Genomic DNA, 22,035 nt, shown 5'->3' with positions numbered 1-22,035 from the left:
GGTTTCGGTGGTCATTGCGTTAGGGAAACGCCCGGTTACATTTCGAACCCGGAAGCTAAGCCTTTCAGCGCCGATGGTACTGCAGGGGGGACCCTGTGGGAGAGTAGGACGCCGCCGAACAATCTTTCAAGGACCCTTGGTCCCAGCGTTCACGCTGGGACCAAGGGTCCTTTTTGTTTTTGCCGAAGCGCGTCGGATCGTCGGCTGCGCGAGAATGTCTGTGGTACCCGAAGACAGGAGTCACACCCATGTCCACCAACTCTCCCGACGATCGTCCGGAGCGCGAGCCGCGTCGCCGGGACGGTGGTGACAGGGGCGGTTTCCGCGGTGGTCGTGACGACCGGTCCGGTTCCGGTGCGCCTCGACGTGACAACGACCGCGGTGGTTTCCGCCGTGACGACAGCCGGCCCTCGGGCAGCGGCGGTGGCGGTGGCGGTGGCGGTTTCCGTCGTGACGACCGTGACCGTGGACCGCGCCGTGATGACAACCGCGGTGGTGCCGCCGGTGGTGGTTTCCGTCGTGATGACAACCGTGGCGGTGGCGCTGGCGGTGGTTTCCGCCGTGACGACCGTGGTGGCAGCGGTGGCGGTGGTTTCCGTCGTGATGATGACCGTGGTGGGTATCGCGGTGGTCAGCAGCGTGATGACCGTGGTGGGCGTCCGGGCGGTGGTTTCGAGCGTCGTGATGACCGGCCGCGTGGGCCGCGTCGCGATGACGACCGCCCCTCCGGTGGCGGCTTCCGCCGCGATGACAACCGCGGTGGCGGCGGCGCCGGTGGCGGTTTCCGCCGCGACGACCGTGGTGGGCGTCCCGGTGGTGGTTTCGAGCGTCGTGATGACCGGCCGCGTGGGCCGCGTCGCGATGACGACCGCCCCTCCGGTGGCGGCTTCCGCCGCGATGACAACCGCGGTGGCGGCGGCGCCGGTGGTGGTTTCCGTCGTGATGACAACCGTGGCGGTGGCGCTGGCGGTGGTTTCCGCCGTGACGACCGTGGTGGCAGCGGTGGCGGTGGTTTCCGTCGTGATGATGACCGTGGTGGGTATCGCGGTGGTCAGCAGCGTGATGACCGTGGTGGGCGTCCGGGCGGTGGTTTCGAGCGTCGTGATGACCGGCCGCGTGGGCCGCGTCGCGATGACGACCGCCCCTCCGGTGGCGGCTTCCGCCGTGACGACAACCGCGGCGGCGGCGCCGGTGGCGGTTTCCGCCGCGAGGACCGTGGTGGCAGCGGTGGCGGTGGTTTCCGTCGTGATGACAACCGCGGTGGCGGCGGCGCCGGTGGTGGCTTCCGTCGTGATGACCGTGATCGTGATCGTGGGCCGCGTCGTGATGATGACCGTGGTGGGTACCGCGGTGGTCAGCAGCGTGACGACCGTGGTGGGCGTCCGGGCGGTGGTTTCGAGCGTCGTGATGACCGGCCGCGTGGGCCGCGTCGCGACGACGACCGCCCCTCCGGTGGCGGCTTCCGCCGCGACGACAACCGCGGTGGCGGCGGCGCCGGTGGCGGTTTCCGCCGCGACGACCGTGATCGTGATCGTGGGCCGCGTCGTGATGACGACCGCGGTGGCTACCGCGGCGGTCAGCGCGACGACCGCGGTGGTTTCGGGCGGCGTGACGACCGGGACCGCGACCGCGACCCGATCAAGCGCCTCCCGATCCCGGATGATGTCACCGGTGACGAGATCGACAAGGACGTGCGGCAGGAGCTGATGAGCCTGCCGAAGACCCTCGCCGAGGATGTCGCGCGCAACCTCGTCATGGTGGCCCGGCTGATCGACGAGGACCCCGAGCAGGCATACGCGTACGCACGCATCGCCCTGCGGCTGGCTTCGCGGGTCGCAGCGGTGCGTGAGGCGGCCGGCTTCGCGGCGTACGCGACGCAGAAGTACGCCGAGGCGCTGGCGGAGTTCCGGGCGGCGCGGCGGATGACCGGGTCCGTGGACCTGTGGCCCGTCATGGCCGACTGCGAGCGTGGGCTGGGGCGGCCCGAGAGGGCCATGGCCATGGCCGGTGACCCCGAGGTCCAGAAGCTGGACAAGGCCGGGCAGGTCGAGATGCGTCTCGTCGCGGCCGGGGCCCGCCGGGACATGGGGCAGATCGACGCCGCCATCGTCACGTTGCAGAGCCCCGAGCTCGCTTCCAGCTCCGTTCAGCCCTGGACGCCGCGTCTTCGCTACGCGTACGCGGACGCCCTGCTCGAAGCGGGGCGCGAGGACGAGGCGCGTGAGTGGTTCGCGAAGGCGCTGGAGGCCGACAAGGACGGTTCGACCGACGCGTCGGACCGGCTCGCCGAGCTCGACGGGGTGGAGTTCGTGGACGCCCTCGGGGACGACGAGGCATCGGGCGCGGAAGCGGACGCCGGTGCGGACCAGGACGAGGACGGCACCGTTGACGGCGCCGAGGTTTCGGACGACGAAGACGAAGACGAGGCGGACGGTTCCGCCAAGGCGTAAGCGGTGAAGAAAGGGCGGCACTCCTTCCGGAGTGCCGCCCTTTTCCGTTTCCGGAGTCCTCAGCCGATGTCGAGGCTGCGCAGTACCAGGCCGGTGGCCGGCTTGGGGCCGAAGGACGTCGACTTGCGGGGCATGGTCACGCCTTGCCTGGCCAGGTCCCGGACGACCTCTTCACGTACCGGGTGCATCAGCACGGCCGTCGCCCCGAGCCGTTCGGCCTGCTCGACGGCGGCCGCGGTGTCGTGGATGTACGAGATGTGTTCGGGGGCGTCGGGGATTCGCCAGACATGGTCCAGCAGTGTGGAGTGCAGGACCGTCGCGTCCAGGGTGCGCCAGGCCGGGGGGCGGTCGGCCGGGACCGTACGGGCCAGGAGGGCCGGGTCCGGGCGGTCCACCAGGTGGAACCCGCCGTCGCCCGCGAGGAGGAACGCGTTGCCTTCGGCTGCCGCCTCCGCCAGGGCGTCGAGGGCGAGGGGGAGCGGCCCTTCGGTCTTCCGTACGCGGCAGAGGCCGGTGAGGGCTGCCACCGCCTTCGTCACCGGCAGGCCGCGCAGCAGCCGGTGGATGGCGCGGACCTGGAGCGGGTAGCGGGCCGTGTCGACGAGGAGGACCAGGCCGAAGTCCCACGGGCCGGGCGCGGTCTGCTCGCGCTGGAGCCGGAGGTACGTCGCCCAGCGATGGTGGCCGTCGGCGATGAGCGCCTGGTGGTGGGAGAGACCGGTCTCCGCCTCGGCCCGTTCGGCGGGGTCGGTGACGGCCCAGAGACGGTGGCTGAAACCGTCCTCCGTCGTGGTGGCGAGCAGGGGTGGGCGGTCCGTCACGCGCTCGATGACGTTGGCCACGCCCGTCGGCCGGCCGTCGCCGCGGTAGGTGAGAAGCAGCGGTTCCAGATGGGCCTGGGTCGTCCGCATGAGGTCCGCCCGGTCCTCGACGATGTGGTCCATGACGTCCTCGTGCGGGAGGACGATGCCGTCGGCGGCGGGCGAGAGCGCCAGGGCGCCGATCAGCCCGCGTTGCAGGATCTCGCTGTTGCGCTGCTCGTAGACGTAGAGCGCCGGTGCGGGGTCCGGGGCGAGGACGCCCTCCGCCAGCCAGCGGCCGAGGGTCTCGGCGGCCTGCCGGTGGCGGGCCTCGGCGGTGTCCGCCTGCGGCAGGATCAGCCGGACGATGTTGTGCGGGTCCGCCGACTCCAGGTGGTGCAGTCCGTCGGGCCTGACGACGACGTCGTACGGGGGCGAGGTCACCGCGGCGAGGCTGCCCACCTGCTCGGGGACGTAACGCAGCCCGCGGAACGGAATCAGCCGCAGCCCCTGCACGGCGGGACCTGATGTGTTCATTTCTGCATCGTATGTGCGCTCGGCGCATGCGCGATGATCGGGGGAGAAGCCTGTATCGAGGAGCGAGGACATATGAGTGACCAGCAGTACGCGTCCCGGCCGCGCGGGAGTCGCACGGCGCTGAGCGAGGCGTACGACACGGCCTTGCTCGACCTGGACGGGGTGGTGTACGCGGGCGGGCAGGCGATCGTGCACGCCGTCGAGTCGCTGGGCACCGCGCGGGACGGCGGGATGCATCTCGCGTACGTGACCAACAACGCGCTGCGGACACCGGACGCGGTGGCGGAGCACCTGACCGAGCTGGGCGTACCGGCCGAACCCACCGATGTGATCACCTCGGCACAGGCGGTGGCCCGGCTGATGTCGGATCAGCTGCCGTCCGGTGCCCGGGTGCTGGTGATCGGCGGGGAGGGGCTGCGGGTCGCGCTGCGCGAGCGCGGTCTGGTGCCGGTGGATTCGGCGGACGACGGACCGGTCGCGGTGGCACAGGGGTACGGCGGGCCGGACATGGCGTGGGGGCGCTTCGCCGAGGCGAGCTACGCGATCGCCCGGGGACTCCCGTGGTTCGCGTCCAACACCGATCTGACCATTCCGAGTGCCCGCGGTATCGCGCCCGGAAACGGTGCCGCGGTGGAGGTCGTACGGATCGCCACCGGCGCCGAGCCCCAGGTCGCCGGGAAGCCGTTGCCCCCCATGCACCGCGAGACCGTGCTGCGGACCGGGGCCGAGCGGCCGCTCGTGGTCGGCGACCGGCTGGACACGGACATCGAGGGGGCGTCCAACGGAGGCGTGGACTCGCTGCTCGTGCTGACCGGAGTGACCGACGCGGCGCGGCTGCTGGCCGCCGGGCCGCACCACCGGCCGACCTATGTGGACCGGGACCTGCGGGGGTTGCTGACGGGGCAGCCCGAGGTGACGGTGACCGGTGGGGTGTTCCGGTGCGGGGACTGGACGGCCTTCGTACGCGAGGAGGCCCTGGTGCTGGAGGGCGGCGACGGGGACGGAGACGGCGACGGCGACGTGATCGACGGGCTGCGGGCGCTGTGCGGGGCCGCGTGGACGTTCGCCGGCGAGGGTTCGTGCGGGCTGGACGCGGGGAAGGCGATCGCCGTGCTCGGGCTGTAGGGGGTCCGGCCGGTGGCTCCGGGAACGGCCTCCAGGTGGAGGGTAGGCTAACCTAACTTGCTGGTGGTCGGTGGTCTGCGGTTCTCCAGGGTTCCTGTCCGCCCTTCTGCCCGCCCCTCCGTACGGCTCGCGCCCGGCGCGCGCACCGCGCGGACCCCACCCATCGAATCCCGGGAGTACGACCATGCAGCGCCTCACCGCGGACTCGGTGACCCTTGGCTACGACCGGCGGATCATCGCCGAGAACCTCTCGGTGGAGATTCCCGACAACTCCTTCACGGTGATCGTCGGGCCCAACGCCTGTGGCAAGTCGACGCTGTTGCGTGCGCTCGCCCGGATGCTGAAGCCGAGCGCCGGTCAGGTGCTGCTGGACGGGCAGACCATCCACCGGATGCCCGCGAAGCAGGTCGCCAGGACGCTGGGGCTGCTGCCCCAGACCTCCATCGCCCCGGACGGCATCACCGTCGCGGATCTCGTCGCCCGCGGCCGGTATCCGCACCAGGGGCTGCTGCGCCAGTGGTCGCCGGAGGACGAGCGCGTCGTCGTCGAGTCGATGGAGTCGACGGGCGTGGCCGATCTCTCCGATCGCTATGTCGACGAATTGTCCGGCGGTCAGCGCCAGCGGGTGTGGATAGCCATGGCGCTCGCGCAGCAGACCCCGCTGCTGCTCCTCGACGAGCCGACGACGTATCTCGACATCCAGCACCAGATCGATGTGCTGGACCTCTGCGCCGAACTGCACGAGACGCGGGGACGCACGCTCGTGGCGGTGCTGCACGACCTGAACCACGCTGCCCGGTACGCCACCCATCTCATCGCGATGCGGGACGGCGAGATCCTCGCCGAGGGGGCGCCGTCGGACGTCGTGACGGCGGAGCTGGTGGAGCGGGTGTTCGGGATGCGGTGCCAGGTGATCGACGATCCGGAGACGGGCACGCCGCTGGTGGTGCCCGCCGCGCGCAAGAAGCGCCGGGCGGGAGCGGTCACCGACACGGTCACCGACACGGGCGCCGCCGGGGGTGCCGATGGGGAGGCCGGTGACGGGGGTGCCGGCGACGGCGGTGCGGTGAAGGCTTCGGCGCGGGCGGTGTGAGTGAGGGGCGGGGAAGTGCCCCCGCCCTCACAGCAGTGCTCTGAGCTTCAACAGGTCCCGGAAGCCCGCCTCCAGGCGGACCCGGCCCGATCCCCACGCCTTGGCGAAGTTCAGGTCGCCGTTCACCATCGCCACCAGGTCGTCGCCGGTCATGGCGAGACGGATCTCGGCCTTCTCCCGGGGCGGGCCCTCGACCGTGTCGAGCACCCGGATCCGGCCATCCGCCAATCGGCCGGTGAACGTGATGTCGAGGTCCTTGATGTGGCAGCTCAGCGAACGGTCGAGGGCAGCCGCGCTGCGTACGTCGCCGTCGGCCCCTGCGAGATTCTCGGAAAGTCTGTCGAGTGCGCTGCGGCACTCCGCCATGGTCGCCATCATGATCGACGGTACACCGGCCCGTCGCGGTAGCGTTTCGGCATGAGCGACTGGATGCCGGGACCGGACACGGCGCCCGCGAGTACGCTCGGGGAGCCTCCGGTGGCCCCGGCGGCCGCCGGGCCCACCGCCGAGCCCTCCCGCGAGCCGGCCGGCCCCGCACCCATCGGCGTCGGGCGCACCCCCACCGGCAGCGCGGACGTCGATGCCCAGCTGGAGCGGCTGGCCGATGCCGACCACCTCCCGGCGGACGGGCACATCGATGTGTACGAGGATGTACACCGTGGGCTGCGCGATGCGCTGACCTCGCTGGACACCCGTCCGGCACCCGCACCCGGGCCCGCGCCCATGCCCTCGTACGACAACAGGAGCTGAACCGAACGTGGCAGGAGTGGTACGTCGCCGTCTCGACGCCGAGCTGGTACGCCGAGAGCTCGCCCGCTCTCGTGAGCACGCGAGCCAGCTGATCGCCGAAGGGCGGGTGACCGTCGGCGGCAACACCGCGACCAAACCCGCCACCCAGGTCGAGACCAGTGCCGCGGTCGTCGTCACCAAGGACGACAACGACCCCGAGTACGTCTCGCGCGGCGGGCACAAGCTCGCGGGCGCCCTTGCCGCCTTCGTACCCCTCGGACTGGCGGTCGAGGGGCGGCGGGCGCTGGACGCCGGGGCGTCCACCGGGGGTTTCACCGATGTCCTGCTGCGGGCCGGTGCCGGACACGTCCTCGCCGTCGACGTCGGCTACGGGCAGCTCGCCTGGTCGCTCCGGTCCGACGAACGCGTCACCGTCAAGGACCGCACCAACGTGCGGGAGCTGACCCTGGAGGCGATCGACGGCGAGCCGGTGGACCTGGTCGTGGGCGACCTGTCGTTCATTCCGCTGGGGCTCGTGCTGCCCGCCCTCGCGCGCTGCGCCGCCCCCGACGCGGACCTGGTCCTCATGGTCAAGCCGCAGTTCGAGGTGGGCAAGGAGCGGCTCGGCACCGGCGGCGTCGTGCGCAGCCCGCAGCTGCGGGCCGAGGCGGTCCGGGAAGTCGCGCGCCGGGCCTGGGGCCTGGGGCTGGGCGTCCGGGGCGTGACGGCCAGTCCGTTGCCCGGACCCGCGGGAAATGTCGAGTACTTTCTGTGGCTGCGGGCCGGTGCACCTGAGCTGGATCCCGCGGATGTCGACCGTGCAGTGGCGGAGGGGCCTCGTTGACGACGAATGCGGCACGAACAGTCTTTCTTTTGGCACATACCGGCCGTCCGGCCGCGATCCGGAGCGCGGAGCTCGTCGTCCAGGGGCTGCTGCGCAGCGGCCTCGGTGTACGGGTCCTGGCGACCGAGGCGGCCGATCTGCCGCTGCCGCCGTCCGTGGAGACGGTCACGGACACCACTCCGGGGGCCGTGGACGGCTGCGAACTCCTGATCGTCCTCGGCGGGGACGGGACCCTGCTGCGGGGCGCGGAGTTCTCCCGGGCGTCCGGCGTACCGATGCTGGGGGTCAACCTCGGCCGGGTCGGCTTCCTCGCCGAGGCCGAGCGGGACGACCTGGACAAGGTGGTCGACCGGGTCGTCACCCGTGCGTACCGGGTCGAGGAGCGGATGACGCTCGATGTGATGGTCCACAGCAACGGTGACATCGTCCACACCGACTGGGCGCTCAACGAGGCGGCCGTGCAGAAGGTGTCGCCCGACCGGATGCTGGAGGTCGTCCTGGAGATCGACGGCCGGCCGGTCACCGGGTTCGGCTGCGACGGGATCGTCTGTGCCACCCCGACCGGTTCGACGGCGTACGCCTTCTCGGCGGGCGGGCCCGTCGTGTGGCCCGAGGTCGAGGCGCTGCTGATGGTTCCGATCAGCGCGCACGCCCTGTTCGCCAAGCCGCTGGTGACCTCGCCCACTTCCGTGCTGGCCGTCGAGGTCCAGCCGCACACCCCGCACGGGGTGCTCTGGTGCGACGGGCGCAGGACCGTCGAACTTCCGGCGGGCGCACGCGTCGAGGTGCGGCGCGGCGCGGTGCCCGTGCGGCTGGCCCGGCTGCATCAGGCCTCGTTCACGGACCGGCTGGTGGCGAAGTTCGCGCTGCCCGTGTCGGGCTGGCGGGGCGCTCCGAACTGATCTTCCGGTGCTCCGTCGCGGGGGGCCTTCCGGTGCCCGGGAGAGTGAATTAACGACCGGGGGCCGTCGCACACCGGGCCGCGGACCTCGTAAGGTCATGTCCGTGTTGGAGGAGATGCGGATACGGTCGCTCGGAGTCATCGACGACGCGGTGGTGGAGCTGTCACCCGGCTTCACCGCCGTGACGGGCGAGACCGGGGCCGGCAAGACCATGGTCGTCACCAGTCTCGGGCTGCTGCTCGGCGGGCGCGCCGACCCTGCCCTGGTGCGGATCGGCGCCAAGGCCGCGGTCGTCGAGGGACGGATCACCGTCTCCGACGGCGACGCGGCCGCGCTGCGCGCCGAGGAGGCCGGTGCGGAACTCGACGACGGGGCGTTGCTGATCAGCCGTACCGTTTCGGCGGAGGGCCGCTCCCGGGCCCACCTCGGGGGCAGATCCGTGCCCGTGGGGGTGCTGGCCGAGCTCGCCGACGAACTGGTCGCCGTGCACGGGCAGACCGACCAGCAGGGGCTGCTCAAGCCCGCGCGGCAGCGGCAGGCACTGGACCGGTACGCGGGCGGCGGCGTCGATGTGCCGTACGTCAAGTACGAGGGGGCCTACCGGCGGCTGCGGGCCGTCGTCTCGGAGCTCGACGAGCTGACCACCCGTGCCCGGGAGCGGGCCCAGGAGGCGGATCTGCTGCGCTTCGGCCTCAACGAGGTCGCCGCGGTCGACCCGCTGGCCGGTGAGGACGCCGAACTGGCCGCCGAGGCCGAACGTCTCGGTCACGCGGAGGCCCTCGCCTCCGCGGCAGCCCTCGCGCACACCGCGCTCGTGGGCGACCCCGAGGACCCGGAGGGCGTCGACGCCACGACCGTGGTCGCGGCCGCCGGGCGGTCCCTGGACGCGGTACGGGCCCATGACCCGGTGCTGGCCGCGCTGGCGGAGCGGACCGGGGAGATCTCCATCCTGCTCGCCGATGTGGCCGGGGAACTGTCCGGGTACGCGGACCAGCTCGACGCCGATCCGCTGCGGCTCGCCGCGGTCGAGGAGCGGCGGGCCGCCCTCACGGGGCTGACCCGTAAGTACGGCGAGGACATCACCGCCGTACTGGCCTGGGCCGAGGAGGGCGCGGGGCGGCTCACCGAACTGGAGGGCGACGACGACCGGATCGGCGAGCTGACGGCCGAGCGGGACGCGTTGCGCGCCGAACTGTCCGGGCTCGGGCAGGCGTTGACCGACGCCCGTACGGAGGCGGCGACGCGTTTCGCCGACGCGGTGACCGCCGAGCTGGCCTCCCTCGCCATGCCGCACGCCCGGGTCTCCTTCGCCATCCGGCAGACCGGGGCGCCGGACGAGGACTCCGGCATCGACATCGGCGGACGGAGCGTCCTGTACGGCCCGTCCGGCGCCGACGAGGTCGAACTGCTGCTGGCCCCGCACCCCGGGGCGCCGCCCCGGCCGATCGCCAAGGGTGCCTCGGGCGGTGAGCTGTCCCGGGTGATGCTCGCCGTCGAGGTGGTCTTCGCGGGCTCCGCCCCCGTACCGACCTATCTCTTCGACGAGGTCGACGCGGGAGTCGGCGGGAAGGCGGCCGTCGAGGTGGGCCGCCGGCTGGCGAAGCTGGCCAGGTCGGCGCAGGTGGTGGTGGTGACGCACCTGCCGCAGGTGGCGGCCTTCGCCGACCGCCAGCTGCTGGTGGAGAAGACGGTGGACGGCTCGGTGACCAGGAGCGGTGTCACGGTCCTGGAGGGCGAGGACCGGGTACGGGAGCTGTCCCGGATGCTGGCCGGCCAGGAGGACTCCGAAACGGCCCGTGCCCACGCCGAGGAGCTGCTGGCCACGGCGCGCGCCGACGGATAGCGGACGGACGGGGGGAGCGGGCGACGGTCCGGGGCGGCCGGGTGACGGGGGAACGGCCCGTCACCCGGCCGCCCCGGGCGTTCGCGGTGCCCCCGTTGCCCGGGGCCCCTACCGGAGTTGGCAATTTCGCGCCATAGATCTCACCCATGTGGGTGATGACGTGTGTCCGGTTGTCGATGCAGGTGCCGCAGCAACGTTCCTGCGGTCCCGGAACGTGCGTACGGACTGGCATCCTTGGCGCAGTACCCACCACCGACTCGGGAGCCCCGGGAGCCATTCGACGTGTCACAGCTGCGTACGGTCCAAGTCCTGGGCGGCGGCAGTGCGGGCAGCAGCGCGCACGTCAGCTCGCTGGCCGCGGGGCTGATCGCCAGAGGGGTACAGGTCACCGTCTGCGCCCCCGCCGCGGTGGACCGTGCCTATGGCTTCCCGGCCACGGGCGCCCGCTTCACCCCCGTGCCCCGGCGCAGTGATCCGGCCGCCGTCGCCGCGCTGCGCGCCGCCTGCGCGGGCGCGGACGTCGTTCACGCCCATGGGCTGCACGCGGCCGTGCGCACCGCTCTCGCACTCAGCGGCCGGACCGTTCCCCTGGTCGTGACCTGGCACACCCGTACCCACGCCGAGGGCGCCCGGCGCCGGATGCTGCACCTGCTGGAGCGAAGGGCCGCACGGGCGGCGGCCGTTGTGCTCGCCACCTCGTCGGACCTGGTGGACCGGGCCCGCAGCCGGGGCGCCCGCGACGCCCGGCTCGCACCGCTCTCCGTGCCGCTCGCCCGGTTCCCCGGCGCGGCCCCGGACGGCAAGGCGAGGGCCGAACTGGGGGCGGTGGGGCGGCCGTTGCTGATGGCCGTCGGAAGTCTCGTACCGCATCGCGGATTCCACACCCTGCTGGACGCCGCCCGGGTGTGGCGGGAACTCGACCCCGAGCCCCTGCTGATCATCGCGGGGGAGGGGCGGGACCGGGCGGCGCTGCAACGGCGCATCCGGGACGAGGAGCTGCCCGTCGTGCTCATCGGGTCCCGGGAGGACGTCGGCGAACTGCTCAGCGTCGCTGATGTGGCGCTCCTGCCCAGTCGCTGGGAGGCCCGGTCGCCGCTGGCGCAGGAGGCGCTGCGGCTGGGTGTTCCGCTGGTCGCCACGGCGGTCGGCGGGGTCCCCGAACTCGTCGGGAACGCCGCCGAACTGGTCCCGTACGGGAACGCCGAGGCGCTGGCCCGTGCCGTCGTGCGGCTGCTCGGTGACCCGGCGCGGTGCGAGCAACTGGCCCGGGAGGGGCGGGTGCAGGCGGCGAGCTGGCCCACCGAGGACGACACGATCGCCCATGTGCTGAGTGTGTACGACGAGTTGGCACAGCCGCTGGCGGCGGCCCGGCCGCGCTGAGCCGGACCCGGGCGGTGCGCGGGGTGCCCGGGGAGGCGTCACCCCGGGGCAGTCGGGCGGCGGGACCGGCTCAGCCGGCGTGGCGGCGGGCCCGCAGCGCCAGGCTCAGGGCCAGTACCGTCTGCGGGTCGTCCAGATCGGTGCCGAGCAGCTCACCGATGCGGGCCAGCCGGTTGTAGAGCGTCTGCCGGTTCAGATGCAGCTCGCGCGCCGTCTCCGCCTTGCGGCCCGCATGGGCGAGATAGGCCTCCAGGGTGGGCAGCAGCGGCGGGCGCGAGGTGCGGTCGTGGTCGCGCAGCGGGCCGATCGCCCGGTCCACGAACGCCGCCAGGTCCGGATGGTCCCGCAGCCGCCAGAGCAGCAGATCGATGTCCAGCCGCCGGGCGTCGTACCACGGGCGGTCGCTCAGCCCCTGCGCCGCGGCCGCCGTCTCCGCGGCGTGCCGCAGCCCGGCCCCGGCCGCCGCCCAGCCGCCCGGGACGCCCACCACGACGACCGGCGGATGGGCCCCCGCCCCGGCCCGCTCCAGCCCGGCCCGCTCCACGCCCGCCCGCAGCGCCGTCGCCACCCGGTCGGCGACCGCGGCGCGCTCCGACTCCGAGCGCAGGCCCAGCAGCAGCGGCACCCGGCCCTCCACGGGACGCACCCCGAGCAGTACCGGCACGCCCACGGAGGACAGCTCCTCCAGCACCGCGCGGGCCAGCAGCGCCCAGTTGCCCGAGGGGGACAGCTCCGGGGCCAGCCGCATCACGACCGGCAGCAGCGGGGTGTCGCCGGGCTTGAAGCCGAGCACACGGGCCTGCGCGGGCGCGTCCTCCGGGGCGATCCGGCCCTCCGCGAGGTCGGTGAGGAAGTCGCCCCGGCCGCGGGCCGCCAGCTCCTCCTCCTGCCGGGCCTGCATCAGGACGACGGCGAGGATGCCCGCCGCCCGCTCCGCCGCCATGCGGTGCACCGTCACGAGCGGGCCGGACACGGCGAGCAGCACCAGCCTCGCCCGCACCGAACCGGCACCCGGGCCGCCGCCCGGCACATCCACCAGGACCGCGCCGGCCGGCGGTGTCTCGCGGGCCGCCCGGCCGCCGCGCATGCCGTCCCAGACCTGGAGGGGGTCGGCGCCGACCGGGCCGGTACCGGTGCCGGCCGCGTACAGGAGCTGGCCGTCGGGCGTTTCGAGGAAGACCGGGTTGGCGGTGAAGTCCGCCAGGATCCCGAGGACCTGCGGTACGCCACCGCCGCCGAGCAGCGCCTGCGTACAGCGCCGGTGCACCTCCTCGGCCTGCTGGAGCAGCGCGTAGTGCCCGTTGACGATCTCGGTGTGCACCTCCTCGGTCACCGCGACGAACGGCACCTCGCGGTGCAGCTGGACCAGGGGCAGCCCGGCCGTGCGCGCCGCGTCCACGATGGAGGCGGGCAGCCTGCTGAAGCGCGGGCCCAGCTCGACCACGAGGGCGGCGATGCCGCGGTCGGCGAGCCTGCGGACGAACGCCCGCTGCTCGGCCGGCCGGGTACCGAGCCCCAGACCGGTGGTGAGGAGCAGCTCGCCGCCCTTGAGCAGTGAGGCGATGTTCGGCACCTCGCCCGCGTGCACCCAGCGCACCGTACGGTTCAGCCGCTCGGCACCGGCCACCACCTCCGGGAGCCCGCCGCGCAGGCCGGGCAGTTCCAGCGCGCGTCGGACGGTGATTCCGCCTTGGCTCTCCACAGGATCCGGCCTCGTGCTTCCACTCGCGTACGACAGGGCGACAGCCCTGGTCAGGAAGCTACCGGGCAGCCGGTGCCCGCGTCATGCGCCGGCGGCGGCGGGCTCGATGTTGTGATTGAGACGGAACACGTTGTCCGGGTCGTACCGCGCCTTCACCGCCGCGAGCCTGGCGTAGTTGTCCGTGCCCACACCGGCGACGACGCGGGCCTGGCCCTCATGGCCGATGAAGTTGAGGTACACGGCGCCGCTCGCCCAGGACCGGAAGTCGTCGCGGACCCGGTGGACCCATTCACGGCCCCGCTCGTCGTCGTCCGGGCTCTCCCAGACGCCGAAGGGGTGGACGGCCCAGGGAGCGGCACGCCAGGGCAGCGGGTGGTCGGCGGGGCCCCGGGCGACGGCTCCGCCCATGGGGAACAGGACGTGCTGGGAGCCGGAGGGGACGGGCATCGCTCCGGCGGCGGCGCAGAAGGTGTCCACGGCGGCATCGGGGAACGCGTCCAGGTATTCGGCGGACCAGTAGTTCCGCATCCCCGGCGGGTCGTCGAGCATGCACTGGAGATCCGCGTACGGAATCCCGGTGACGATCTCGGCCTCGTGGGGGAGGGCGAGCAGCGGAGCGGCCGCCGCACGGGCCTCGGCCTCCGGGCCCGCCCAGGTCAGCAGCGCCGCGAAGGTCAGCTGTCCGACGAGATGCGCGGGGACGAAATCCTCGGGCGGCCCGGTCAGGTACATGCACGCCCCGCCCGCCTCGTCGGGGGCCGACTCCATCAGGTCCCGGTAGGCGGTGAGGACAGCGGGGCCGTCGTCCGGGCGGAACAGCAGGAACACGATGCTCATCGCGGGCAGCGGGTGCAGCCTCAGGGTCAGTGAGGTGGCCACGCCGAAGTTTCCGCCGCCGCCGTGCAGCGCCCAGAAGAGGTCGGGGTTCTCCTCGGCACTGGCCCGTACGCTCTCGCCGTCGGCCGTGACCAGTTCTGCGGCCAGCAGGCTGTCGCAGGCCAGCCCGAACTTGCGCTCCAGCCAGCCCGAGCCGCCGCTCAGGGTGAATCCGCCCACGCCGGTGGTGGACACCCGGCCGCCGGTGGTCGCCAGCGCGTACGGCTGGGTCGCCCGGTCCAGGTCGCTCATGGTGGCGCCGCCGCCGACCTGTGCCGAAGCCGCTCGCGGGGCCACGGTCACGTCGTGCATCCGGCGCAGATCGACCACCAGGCCGCCGTCGCTCACGGACATTCCGGCGACGCTGTGGCCGCCGCCGCGCACGGCGATCTCCAGGCCGTTGTCGCGGGCGAAGCGGAGAGCCCGTGCCACGTCCGCGGGGGACACGCACTGGGCGACGACCGCGGGCCGGCGGTCGATCATGCTGTTGAAGACGGTACGGGCCTCGTCGTACCCGGCATCACCGGGCGCGAAGGCGTCGCCGGTCAGATCCTTGCGGAGCCCGGAGAGCCCGGAGAGCCCGCCGGGTCCGTCACCGCTGCTGCGGGGCGTCATGATGCCCCCCTTCGAAGGGTGCTGCAGGACCCTTCAAGCCTAAGGGCGGGGCGGCGGGACAGCCCCTTCCCAGGACTGTCCCGCACGGGTGGGGGATCCCGGGATCCCCCACCCGTCAGCCGACGTACGCCCCGCTGGCCGTCAGCCGCAGTGCCGTGTCGATCAGCGGCACATGGCTGAACGCCTGCGGGAAGTTGCCCACCTGGCGCTGGAGCCGGGAGTCCCACTCCTCGGCCAGCAGGCCCAGGTCGTTGCGCAGGGACAGCAGCTTCTCGAAGAGCTGGCGGGCCTCGTCGACCCGGCCGATCATCGCGAGGTCGTCGGCCAGCCAGAACGAGCAGGCCAGGAACGCCCCCTCGTCGCCCGCCAGGCCGTCCACGCCCGCGTCCTCGCCGGACGTGGGGTAGCGCAGCACGAAGCCGTCCTCCGTGGAGAGCTCACGCTGGATCGCCTCGATCGTGCCGATGACGCGCTTGTCGTCCGGCGGCAGGAAGCCCATCTGCGGAATCAGCAGCAGGGACGCGTCCAGCTCCTTCGACCCGTAGGACTGGGTGAAGGTGTTGCGGTCCTTGTCGTAGCCCCGCTCGCAGACATCGCGGTGGATCTCGTCGCGCAGCTCGCGCCACCGCTCCAGCGGCCCCTCGGCGTCCCCGGACTCGATCAGCTTGATCGTGCGGTCGACCGCGACCCACGCCATCACCTTGGAGTGCACGAAGTGCCGGCGCGGCCCGCGCACCTCCCAGATGCCCTCGTCGGGCTCGAACCAGTGCTTCTCCAGATACTCGATCAGCTTGAGCTGGAGCCCCATCGCGTAGTCGTTGCGGGTCAGGCCCGTCATGTGTGCCAGGTGCAGCGCCTCGGTGACCTCCCCGTAGACATCCAGCTGGAGCTGGTTCGCCGCACCGTTGCCGACCCGGACCGGGCCGGAGTTCTCGTAGCCGGGCAGCCAGTCCAGCTCGGCCTCGCCCAGCTCCCGCTCGCCCGCGATCCCGTACATGATCTGCAGGTTCTCCGGGTCGCCCGCCACCGCGCGCAGCAGCCACTCGCGCCAGGCGCGGGCCTCCTCGCGGTAGCCGGTGCGCAGCAGCGAGGAGAGGGTGATGGCGGCGTCGCGGAGCCAGGTGTAGCGGTAGTCCCAGTTCCGTACGCCCCCGATCTCCTCCGGGAGCGAGGTGGTCGGGGCCGCCACGATGCCGCCGGTCGGCGCGTAGGTGAGGGCCTTGAGGGTGATCAGCGAGCGGACCACGGCCTCCCGGTAGGGCCCGTGGTACGTGCACTGTTCGACCCAGTCGTGCCAGAACAGCTCGGTCGCCTCCAGGGACCCCTCGGGGTCCGGGAGCGCGGGCGGCTGGTGGTGCGAGGGCTGCCAGCTGATCGTGAACGTGATCCGGTCCCCGGGTGCCACGGTGAAGTCGGAGTACGTCGTCAGGTTCTTGCCGTACGTGTCGGCCTCGGTGTCCAGCCAGACGGAATCCGGGCCCGCCACCGCGACGGTACGGGAGTCGACCTTGTGGACCCAGGGGGTCACCCGGCCGTAGCTGAACCGCATGCGCAGCTCCGAGCGCATCGGCACCCGGCCGCTGACGCCCTCCACGATCCGGATGAGCTGCGGTGCGCCGTCACGCGGCGGCATGAAATCGGTCACGCGTACGGTGCCGCGCGGTGTGTCCCACTCCGATTCCAGAATGAGGGATTCGCCGCGGTAGCGGCGCCGGTCCGCGGACGGCGGCTCGGCTCCCTCCGCCCGCGCAGGTCCCAGACGCCAGAAGCCGTGCTCCTCGGTGCCCAGCAGTCCTGCGAAGACGGCGTGCGAATCGAAGCGGGGTAGGCACAGCCAGTCTGCTGTGCCGTCCCGGCAGACCAGGGCGGCGGTCTGCATGTCTCCGATGAGTGCGTAATCCTCGATGCGCCCGGCCACGTGCATCTCCAGTCGAACGGCCATGTCGCCCCTGAGGGGCTCTTACTGCTGGTCAAAGGGGGGGTCGTAGAGAAACCGACGAGCTCTTGCGACCGGTGTGCGGGCTGGGGTGGTGCCGCTGGCAGGCCGGCTCGGCAGCGAGTGTTTGAGCAGGATACGACGCACCGGCAAGATCCGCGCGACGGTCTTCGCAAGACAACTGAGCTGAACGGGTGGGACGTGAAACCAGTGCGATGAACCTGTGATGCCAGTGTGAGGGCTGTGGCCGGAAGCAGCCTCTCGCCGTCGCTGTTACCCTGGTAGCCCGTGGACCGGTGGTCGTTCGCGACAGCGGACGAGGCCCCCGAACCGCAGCGACGGCACCCCCGGATTCTCCGGTTCGGCGGCCGGTACGCACCTCATCATCGCGACCACGGGAGCCCCCTTTGGCTATGCAGCCCACATCCACGACGACCAAGCACATCTTCGTCACCGGGGGTGTCGCCTCCTCCCTCGGCAAGGGTCTGACTGCCTCCAGCCTGGGTGCCCTGCTCAAGGCGCGTGGCCTGCGGGTCACCATGCAGAAGCTCGACCCCTACCTCAACGTCGACCCCGGCACGATGAACCCCTTCCAGCACGGTGAGGTGTTCGTCACCAACGACGGCGCCGAGACCGACCTGGACATCGGCCACTACGAGCGCTTCCTCGACGTCGACCTCGACGGCTCGGCCAACGTCACCACCGGCCAGGTCTACTCCCAGGTCATCGCCAAGGAGCGGCGCGGCGAGTACCTCGGCGACACCGTCCAGGTCATTCCGCACATCACCAACGAGATCAAGCACCGCATCCGCCGCATGGCCACCGACGACGTCGATGTCGTCATCACGGAGGTCGGCGGCACGGTCGGCGACATCGAGTCGCTGCCCTTCCTGGAGACCGTCCGCCAGGTCCGCCACGAGGTCGGCCGCGACAACGTCTTCGTCGTGCACATCTCGCTGCTGCCCTACATCGGTCCCTCCGGCGAGCTGAAGACCAAGCCCACCCAGCACTCCGTCGCGGCGCTGCGCAACATCGGTATTCAGCCGGATGCCATCGTGCTGCGCGCCGACCGTGACGTCCCCACCGCCATCAAGCGCAAGATCTCGCTGATGTGCGACGTGGACGAGGCCGCCGTGGTGGCCTGCGTGGACGCCAAGTCGATCTACGACATCCCGAAGGTGCTCCACACCGAGGGCCTGGACGCCTACGTCGTGCGCAAGCTCGACCTGCCCTTCCGCGACGTCGAGTGGACCACCTGGGACGACCTGCTGGACCGGGTCCACAACCCCGACCACGAGGTCACCGTCGCGCTCGTCGGCAAGTACATCGACCTGCCGGACGCCTACCTCTCGGTCACCGAGGCCATCCGCGCCGGCGGCTTCGCCAACAAGGCCCGGGTCAAGGTCAAGTGGGTCGCCTCCGACGACTGCAAGACCCCGGCGGGTGCCGCGAAGCAGCTCGCCGACGTCGACGCGATCTGCGTACCCGGCGGCTTCGGCGACCGCGGTGTCAACGGCAAGATCGGCGCCATCCAGTACGCCCGTGAGAACAAGGTGCCGCTGCTCGGCCTCTGCCTGGGCCTCCAGTGCATCGTGATCGAGGCGGCGCGCAACCTGGCCGAGATCCCCGACGCCAACTCCACCGAGTTCGACGCCGCCACCTCCCACCCCGTCATCTCCACGATGGAGGAGCAGCTCGCCTACGTCGAGGGCGCGGGCGACCTGGGCGGCACCATGCGGCTCGGCCTCTACCCGGCCAAGCTCGCCGAGGGCTCGCTGGTGCGCGAGGCGTACGACGGCCAGCCGTACGTGGAGGAGCGTCACCGCCACCGCTACGAGGTCAACAACGCCTACCGCGCCGAGCTGGAGAAGAAGGCCGGACTGGTCTTCTCCGGCACCTCCCCGGACAACAAGCTCGTCGAGTACGTCGAGTACCCCCGCGAGGTGCACCCCTACCTGGTCGCCACCCAGGCGCACCCGGAGCTGCGCTCCCGCCCGACCCGCCCGCACCCGCTCTTCGCGGGTCTGGTGAAGGCGGCCGTCGAGCGCCGGCTGGCCGCCCGCGAGACGGGCGAGTAGCGCCGAGGCACTACGGTTGACCGGGGTACGCGTCCTTGAGGGACGCGTGCCCCGGTTTCCGTTTGTTCGTGGGAGGACGTACATGGGTTTCCAGGACACGCCCGAGGAGTGGCAGGTCACCGCGACCGTGACCCCCTTCACCGGCAACAAGACCAGCGTCCGCACCGACGACGTGGTCATGCCCGACGGCAGCGTCGCGCGCCGTGACTACCAGGTCCACCCCGGTTCCGTGGCCGTCCTCGCCATCGACGAGGAGGACCGGGTGCTCGTGCTGCGGCAGTACCGGCACCCGGTGCGCCAGAAGCTCTGGGAGATCCCGGCCGGACTGCTGGACATCCCCGGGGAGAACCCGCTGCACGCGGCCCAGCGGGAGCTGTACGAGGAGGCGCACGTCAAGGCCGAGGAGTGGCGGGTGCTGACCGACGTCTACACCACTCCCGGCGGCTGTGACGAGGCCGTACGTGTCTTTCTCGCCCGGAACCTCTCCGAGGCCGAGGGCGAGCGGTACGCGGTCTCCGAGGAGGAGGCCGACATGGAGCAGGCCAGGGTGCCGCTGACGGAGCTGGTACGCGGGGTGCTCGCCGGGGACCTGCACAACAACTGCCTGGTGGTGGGCGTGCTCGCGCTCACCGCGGCGCTCGCGGGCGAGGGTGTGGACGCACTCCGTCCGGCCGGGGCGCCCTGGCCGGCCCGGCCGTTCGAGGCCTGAGGGGCCCGACCGCCAGAGGTCCGGACGGTCCGGCCGTCCGGGAACGGCCATCGGCTCCCCTGCCTTCCCTGGGGCGGGCTCCCGGTCGGACGATCGTAAAGAACGCTGATCCGATCGGGGGACTTTCCCGCCACGCTCCGCCATGATCGTCCGCACGCCTGAACTACGCTCGGACGGTCCCGCCCGGAGTCCCGGCGGGCACCGCGTGCAGCGAAGTGGAGCGTGGCTCGTGACGGATCAGGCGGTGGACACCAGCGGCCCGGCCCGGCCTGCGGGGACCGAGGAGCCGTCCGGCGCCGCCCCACCCCAATTCTTCGGCCGGGAACGCGAGTTGAAGGCCCTCCGGGCCGACATCGAGCGGGCCGGTCTGGACACGCTGGCAGGCCGCAAGACACCGCGTTCCCGGGTCCTGCTGATCGCCGGGCGCCCGGGTTCCGGCCGCAGCACACTCGCCGCGGAACTGGCGCGGCGGCTCCTGGCCACCGGTGACTATCCCGACGGGGTGCTCCGGGCCGGGCTCACCGACCCCGGCGGCGAACGTGTGCCCACCGAGCGCACCGCCCGCGACCTCCTCGGCCTGCTCGACCTGACGGCCCCGCCCGGTGCAGACGAGGACGAACTCTCCGAGATGGTGCGCGAGGCCCTGGCCGTACGCCGGGTCCTGCTGGTGCTCGACGACGCCGTGGACGCCGAACAGGTGGACCCGCTGCTCCCGGACAGCCCGGACTGTCTGGTCGTCGCCACCGCGACGGGCCCGCTGACCGGCATCCCCGATGTGCGCCCCTGCACCATCGGCGGGCTCGACGCGGGCTCCGCCGTGCGGCTGCTCGGCCGTCTCATCGGCCAGGTCCGCATCACCGTCGACCCGTTGACCGCGGAGGCCCTCAGCGAGGAGTGCGGGGGACAGCCCGCGGCCCTGGTCCTGATCGGCGGCTGGCTCGCGGCCCGTCCCGGGGCCTCGGTCGCCGATGTCGCCAAGCGGCTGCACCTGCTGCCGGACACGGGGGAGCCGCGGCCGGCCGGGGCACGTCCGCTGGCCCGTGCCTTCCGCCTCGTCCACGAGTCCCTCCCGCAGGCCGCCGCCCGGATACTGCGATTCCTCGCGCTCGCGCCCGCCGGGCTCGCCGACGCCCACACCGCCTCCGCGCTGGCAGGCTGCTCGGTGCCGGCCGCCCAGACGACGCTGGACGACTTCGTACGGCTGGGACTGCTGCGGAGCAACGGTGCGCAGCAGCCCCAGTACGAGGTGCCCGGCTGCCTGGCCCCGCTGCTGCGGGCCCTGCTGGAGGAGTCCGACCGCCCGGCCGAGATCCAGCTGGCCAGGGCCAGGATGCTGGAGCGGACGGTGCGCCGGCTCCAGTCCTGCCGGGCGATCACCGAACCGGAGAGCTCCGCCGCCCGCCGCAAGCTCGCCGGACTGCCCCGCTCGCTGCGCTTCCCCAGCGCGGAGGATGCCGCCGAATGGCTGCGGATCCGCCAGCCGGCCCTGCTGGCCTCGGCCAGGATCGCCGTCGAGGACGGTGAACTCGACACCCTGGCCCGCAGGTTGGTGGCCGCGCTGGTGCGCGCGCTGGCCGCGCACCGGGGCACCGAGGCGGCCGCGCCCGAGCTGTACGGGCTGCACGGCCTGGTCCTGGACGTGGCCGAGCGCCGCGATCTGCCCCGGGAGCGGGCCGCCGCGCTGCTCAATCTCGCCGATCTGGATGCCAGGACCGGCCGGACCGAGGAGGCGCTGGCCCGCTACCGGGCCGCGCTGGACGCGGGACGGGAGGCGAAGGACCCGTACGCGACCGGACGCGCGATGGAATCCGTCGGCGGCGCCTATGCGGAGCTCGGGGACTTCCACCGGGCCTCCGACTGGTACGGCAGGGCGCTCGCCCAGCGCCTCACCCAGGGGGAGCGGGCGGACGAGGCGCGGCTGTACGGGCGGCTCGGTGCCGTGCACACGTACGCCGGGCGGTACGGGGAGGCGCTGCGGAACTGGCGGGCGTCGGCGTCCGGCCACCGCCGTCTCGGCGATCTGCCCGCCCAGGCGCGGGCGCTGAGCGAGGCCGCGCGGGTGCAGGAGTACGCGGGCCGGCCGCAGGAGTCGCTGCACACCTGCCGGGAGGCCGTCGAGCTGGCCCGGCGGGCCGGGGACGTGCGGCTTCAGGCGGCGCTTCAGCTCAGGCTGGCCGACACGCTGGACCGGCTCGGGGACCCGGCGGCGGCCGGGCTGCACCGGGGTGCAGCCGACAGATTGCTGGGCGAGGAAGGATCTGCCTACGAAATCCGTAGTGCCACGACTGAAAATTAATGCTTTGTAAGGCTAGACAGCGCGAAGTCCTTCATTAGACTGGCTCTGCCGCGTTCCTCCGTGGCGTCTCCATTTACTCTGTGTATATCCGGGTATGTCTAGTTATGCCCCGGTAGCCCC

At 72.4% G+C, this 22,035-nt stretch carries 17 protein-coding genes and 1 rRNA gene; 13 read left to right on the top strand and 5 right to left on the bottom strand.

Annotated features, from left to right (window positions below):
- Nucleotides 1–3: 3 nt before the first annotated feature.
- From rrf to OHA98_RS27910, 3 genes are all read left to right on the top strand, one after another.
- Nucleotides 4–120 (top strand): 5S ribosomal RNA (gene rrf / locus OHA98_RS27920).
- A 207-nt stretch (nucleotides 121–327) separates the two neighbouring features.
- A complete protein-coding gene (locus tag OHA98_RS27915; protein WP_266929492.1) occupies nucleotides 328–1,707 on the top strand; it encodes a hypothetical protein in 1,380 nt (459 codons plus the stop codon).
- Entirely contained in the window at nucleotides 1,707–2,450 is a 744-nt protein-coding gene (locus OHA98_RS27910) for a tetratricopeptide repeat protein (protein ID WP_266929491.1), read from the top strand. Before OHA98_RS27915 ends, OHA98_RS27910 begins: the two co-directional genes overlap by 1 nt.
- Before the next feature lie 59 nt (nucleotides 2,451–2,509).
- Here the strand turns inward: OHA98_RS27910 and OHA98_RS27905 are convergent, their stop codons facing one another.
- Nucleotides 2,510–3,787, bottom strand: coding sequence for a DUF1015 domain-containing protein (locus OHA98_RS27905; protein WP_266929490.1), 1,278 nt, complete (start codon nucleotides 3,785–3,787; stop codon nucleotides 2,510–2,512).
- 72 nt (nucleotides 3,788–3,859) lie between these two features.
- On the opposite strand from OHA98_RS27905, the gene OHA98_RS27900 reads away from it, so the two are divergent.
- Nucleotides 3,860–4,912 (top strand): HAD hydrolase-like protein, encoded by a 1,053-nt coding sequence (locus tag OHA98_RS27900; protein WP_266929489.1) that lies wholly within the window; start codon nucleotides 3,860–3,862, stop codon nucleotides 4,910–4,912.
- Nucleotides 4,913–5,096: 184 nt separating this feature from the next.
- On the top strand, nucleotides 5,097–6,005 hold the full coding sequence (locus tag OHA98_RS27895; protein ID WP_266929488.1) for an ABC transporter ATP-binding protein: 909 nt from the start codon (nucleotides 5,097–5,099) through the stop codon (nucleotides 6,003–6,005).
- 27 nt (nucleotides 6,006–6,032) lie between these two features.
- Here the strand turns inward: OHA98_RS27895 and OHA98_RS27890 are convergent, their stop codons facing one another.
- Nucleotides 6,033–6,380 carry an SCP2 sterol-binding domain-containing protein gene (locus OHA98_RS27890; RefSeq protein WP_266929487.1) on the bottom strand — a complete coding sequence of 116 codons (348 nt, stop codon included), beginning with the start codon at nucleotides 6,378–6,380 and terminating at the stop codon, nucleotides 6,033–6,035.
- A 42-nt stretch (nucleotides 6,381–6,422) separates the two neighbouring features.
- On the opposite strand from OHA98_RS27890, the gene OHA98_RS27885 reads away from it, so the two are divergent.
- From OHA98_RS27885 to OHA98_RS27865, 5 genes are all read left to right on the top strand, one after another.
- A complete protein-coding gene (locus OHA98_RS27885) occupies nucleotides 6,423–6,755 on the top strand; it encodes a hypothetical protein (protein ID WP_266929486.1) in 333 nt (110 codons plus the stop codon).
- A 7-nt stretch (nucleotides 6,756–6,762) separates the two neighbouring features.
- A complete protein-coding gene (locus tag OHA98_RS27880) occupies nucleotides 6,763–7,578 on the top strand; it encodes a TlyA family RNA methyltransferase (RefSeq protein WP_266929485.1) in 816 nt (271 codons plus the stop codon).
- Nucleotides 7,575–8,480, top strand: a complete 906-nt coding sequence (locus tag OHA98_RS27875) for an NAD kinase (protein WP_266929484.1) — start codon at nucleotides 7,575–7,577, stop codon at nucleotides 8,478–8,480. The genes OHA98_RS27880 and OHA98_RS27875 overlap by 4 nt, the downstream gene beginning before the upstream one ends.
- Before the next feature lie 97 nt (nucleotides 8,481–8,577).
- Nucleotides 8,578–10,323 (top strand): DNA repair protein RecN, encoded by a 1,746-nt coding sequence (recN, locus tag OHA98_RS27870; protein WP_266929483.1) that lies wholly within the window; start codon nucleotides 8,578–8,580, stop codon nucleotides 10,321–10,323.
- Between the two features lie 282 nt (nucleotides 10,324–10,605).
- Nucleotides 10,606–11,703 (top strand): glycosyltransferase family 4 protein, encoded by a 1,098-nt coding sequence (locus OHA98_RS27865; RefSeq protein WP_266929482.1) that lies wholly within the window; start codon nucleotides 10,606–10,608, stop codon nucleotides 11,701–11,703.
- Between the two features lie 70 nt (nucleotides 11,704–11,773).
- Here OHA98_RS27865 and OHA98_RS27860 read toward each other — a convergent pair whose 3' ends face one another.
- The 3 genes from OHA98_RS27860 to OHA98_RS27850 all read right to left on the bottom strand — a co-directional run bounded on the left by OHA98_RS27860 (nucleotide 11,774) and on the right by OHA98_RS27850 (nucleotide 16,814).
- Nucleotides 11,774–13,405 carry a PucR family transcriptional regulator gene (locus tag OHA98_RS27860; protein WP_266929481.1) on the bottom strand — a complete coding sequence of 544 codons (1,632 nt, stop codon included), beginning with the start codon at nucleotides 13,403–13,405 and terminating at the stop codon, nucleotides 11,774–11,776.
- An 81-nt stretch (nucleotides 13,406–13,486) separates the two neighbouring features.
- Nucleotides 13,487–14,896 (bottom strand): FAD-binding oxidoreductase, encoded by a 1,410-nt coding sequence (locus tag OHA98_RS27855; RefSeq protein ID WP_266929480.1) that lies wholly within the window; start codon nucleotides 14,894–14,896, stop codon nucleotides 13,487–13,489.
- Nucleotides 14,897–15,011: 115 nt separating this feature from the next.
- On the bottom strand, nucleotides 15,012–16,814 hold the full coding sequence (locus tag OHA98_RS27850; RefSeq protein WP_266930952.1) for a glycoside hydrolase family 15 protein: 1,803 nt from the start codon (nucleotides 16,812–16,814) through the stop codon (nucleotides 15,012–15,014).
- Between the two features lie 431 nt (nucleotides 16,815–17,245).
- On the opposite strand from OHA98_RS27850, the gene OHA98_RS27845 reads away from it, so the two are divergent.
- From OHA98_RS27845 to OHA98_RS27835, 3 genes are all read left to right on the top strand, one after another.
- Nucleotides 17,246–18,910, top strand: a complete 1,665-nt coding sequence (locus OHA98_RS27845) for a CTP synthase (protein ID WP_266929479.1) — start codon at nucleotides 17,246–17,248, stop codon at nucleotides 18,908–18,910.
- 82 nt (nucleotides 18,911–18,992) lie between these two features.
- Nucleotides 18,993–19,619 (top strand): NUDIX hydrolase, encoded by a 627-nt coding sequence (locus OHA98_RS27840; protein ID WP_266929478.1) that lies wholly within the window; start codon nucleotides 18,993–18,995, stop codon nucleotides 19,617–19,619.
- A gap of 229 nt (nucleotides 19,620–19,848) precedes the next feature.
- The gene (locus OHA98_RS27835) at nucleotides 19,849–21,915 is read left to right on the top strand and encodes a tetratricopeptide repeat protein (protein WP_266929477.1); all 2,067 of its coding nucleotides are present in this window, start codon (nucleotides 19,849–19,851) and stop codon (nucleotides 21,913–21,915) included.
- Nucleotides 21,916–22,035 lie beyond the last annotated feature (120 nt).

The sequence above is a fragment of the Streptomyces sp. NBC_00654 genome, from assembly GCF_026341775.1.
GTDB lineage: Bacteria > Actinomycetota > Actinomycetes > Streptomycetales > Streptomycetaceae > Streptomyces.
The sequence above is the reverse complement of the archived record's forward strand: the minus strand, read 5'-3'. Positions and strand labels throughout refer to the sequence as shown.

What these genes read in the sequence shown, in the direction of transcription:
- OHA98_RS27855 (WP_266929480.1), bottom strand. Translation starts at nt 14,896, where the DNA reads ATGACGCCCCGCAGCAGCGGTGACGGACCCGGCGGGCTCTCCGGGCTC.
- OHA98_RS27840 (WP_266929478.1), top strand. Translation starts at nt 18,993, where the DNA reads ATGGGTTTCCAGGACACGCCCGAGGAGTGGCAGGTCACCGCGACCGTG.
- OHA98_RS27845 (WP_266929479.1), top strand. Translation starts at nt 17,246, where the DNA reads ATGCAGCCCACATCCACGACGACCAAGCACATCTTCGTCACCGGGGGT.
- OHA98_RS27890 (WP_266929487.1), bottom strand. Translation starts at nt 6,380, where the DNA reads ATGGCGACCATGGCGGAGTGCCGCAGCGCACTCGACAGACTTTCCGAG.
- recN (WP_266929483.1), top strand. Translation starts at nt 8,578, where the DNA reads ATGTCCGTGTTGGAGGAGATGCGGATACGGTCGCTCGGAGTCATCGAC.
- OHA98_RS27910 (WP_266929491.1), top strand. Translation starts at nt 1,707, where the DNA reads ATGAGCCTGCCGAAGACCCTCGCCGAGGATGTCGCGCGCAACCTCGTC.
- OHA98_RS27885 (WP_266929486.1), top strand. Translation starts at nt 6,423, where the DNA reads ATGAGCGACTGGATGCCGGGACCGGACACGGCGCCCGCGAGTACGCTC.
- OHA98_RS27900 (WP_266929489.1), top strand. Translation starts at nt 3,860, where the DNA reads ATGAGTGACCAGCAGTACGCGTCCCGGCCGCGCGGGAGTCGCACGGCG.
- OHA98_RS27905 (WP_266929490.1), bottom strand. Translation starts at nt 3,787, where the DNA reads ATGAACACATCAGGTCCCGCCGTGCAGGGGCTGCGGCTGATTCCGTTC.
- OHA98_RS27895 (WP_266929488.1), top strand. Translation starts at nt 5,097, where the DNA reads ATGCAGCGCCTCACCGCGGACTCGGTGACCCTTGGCTACGACCGGCGG.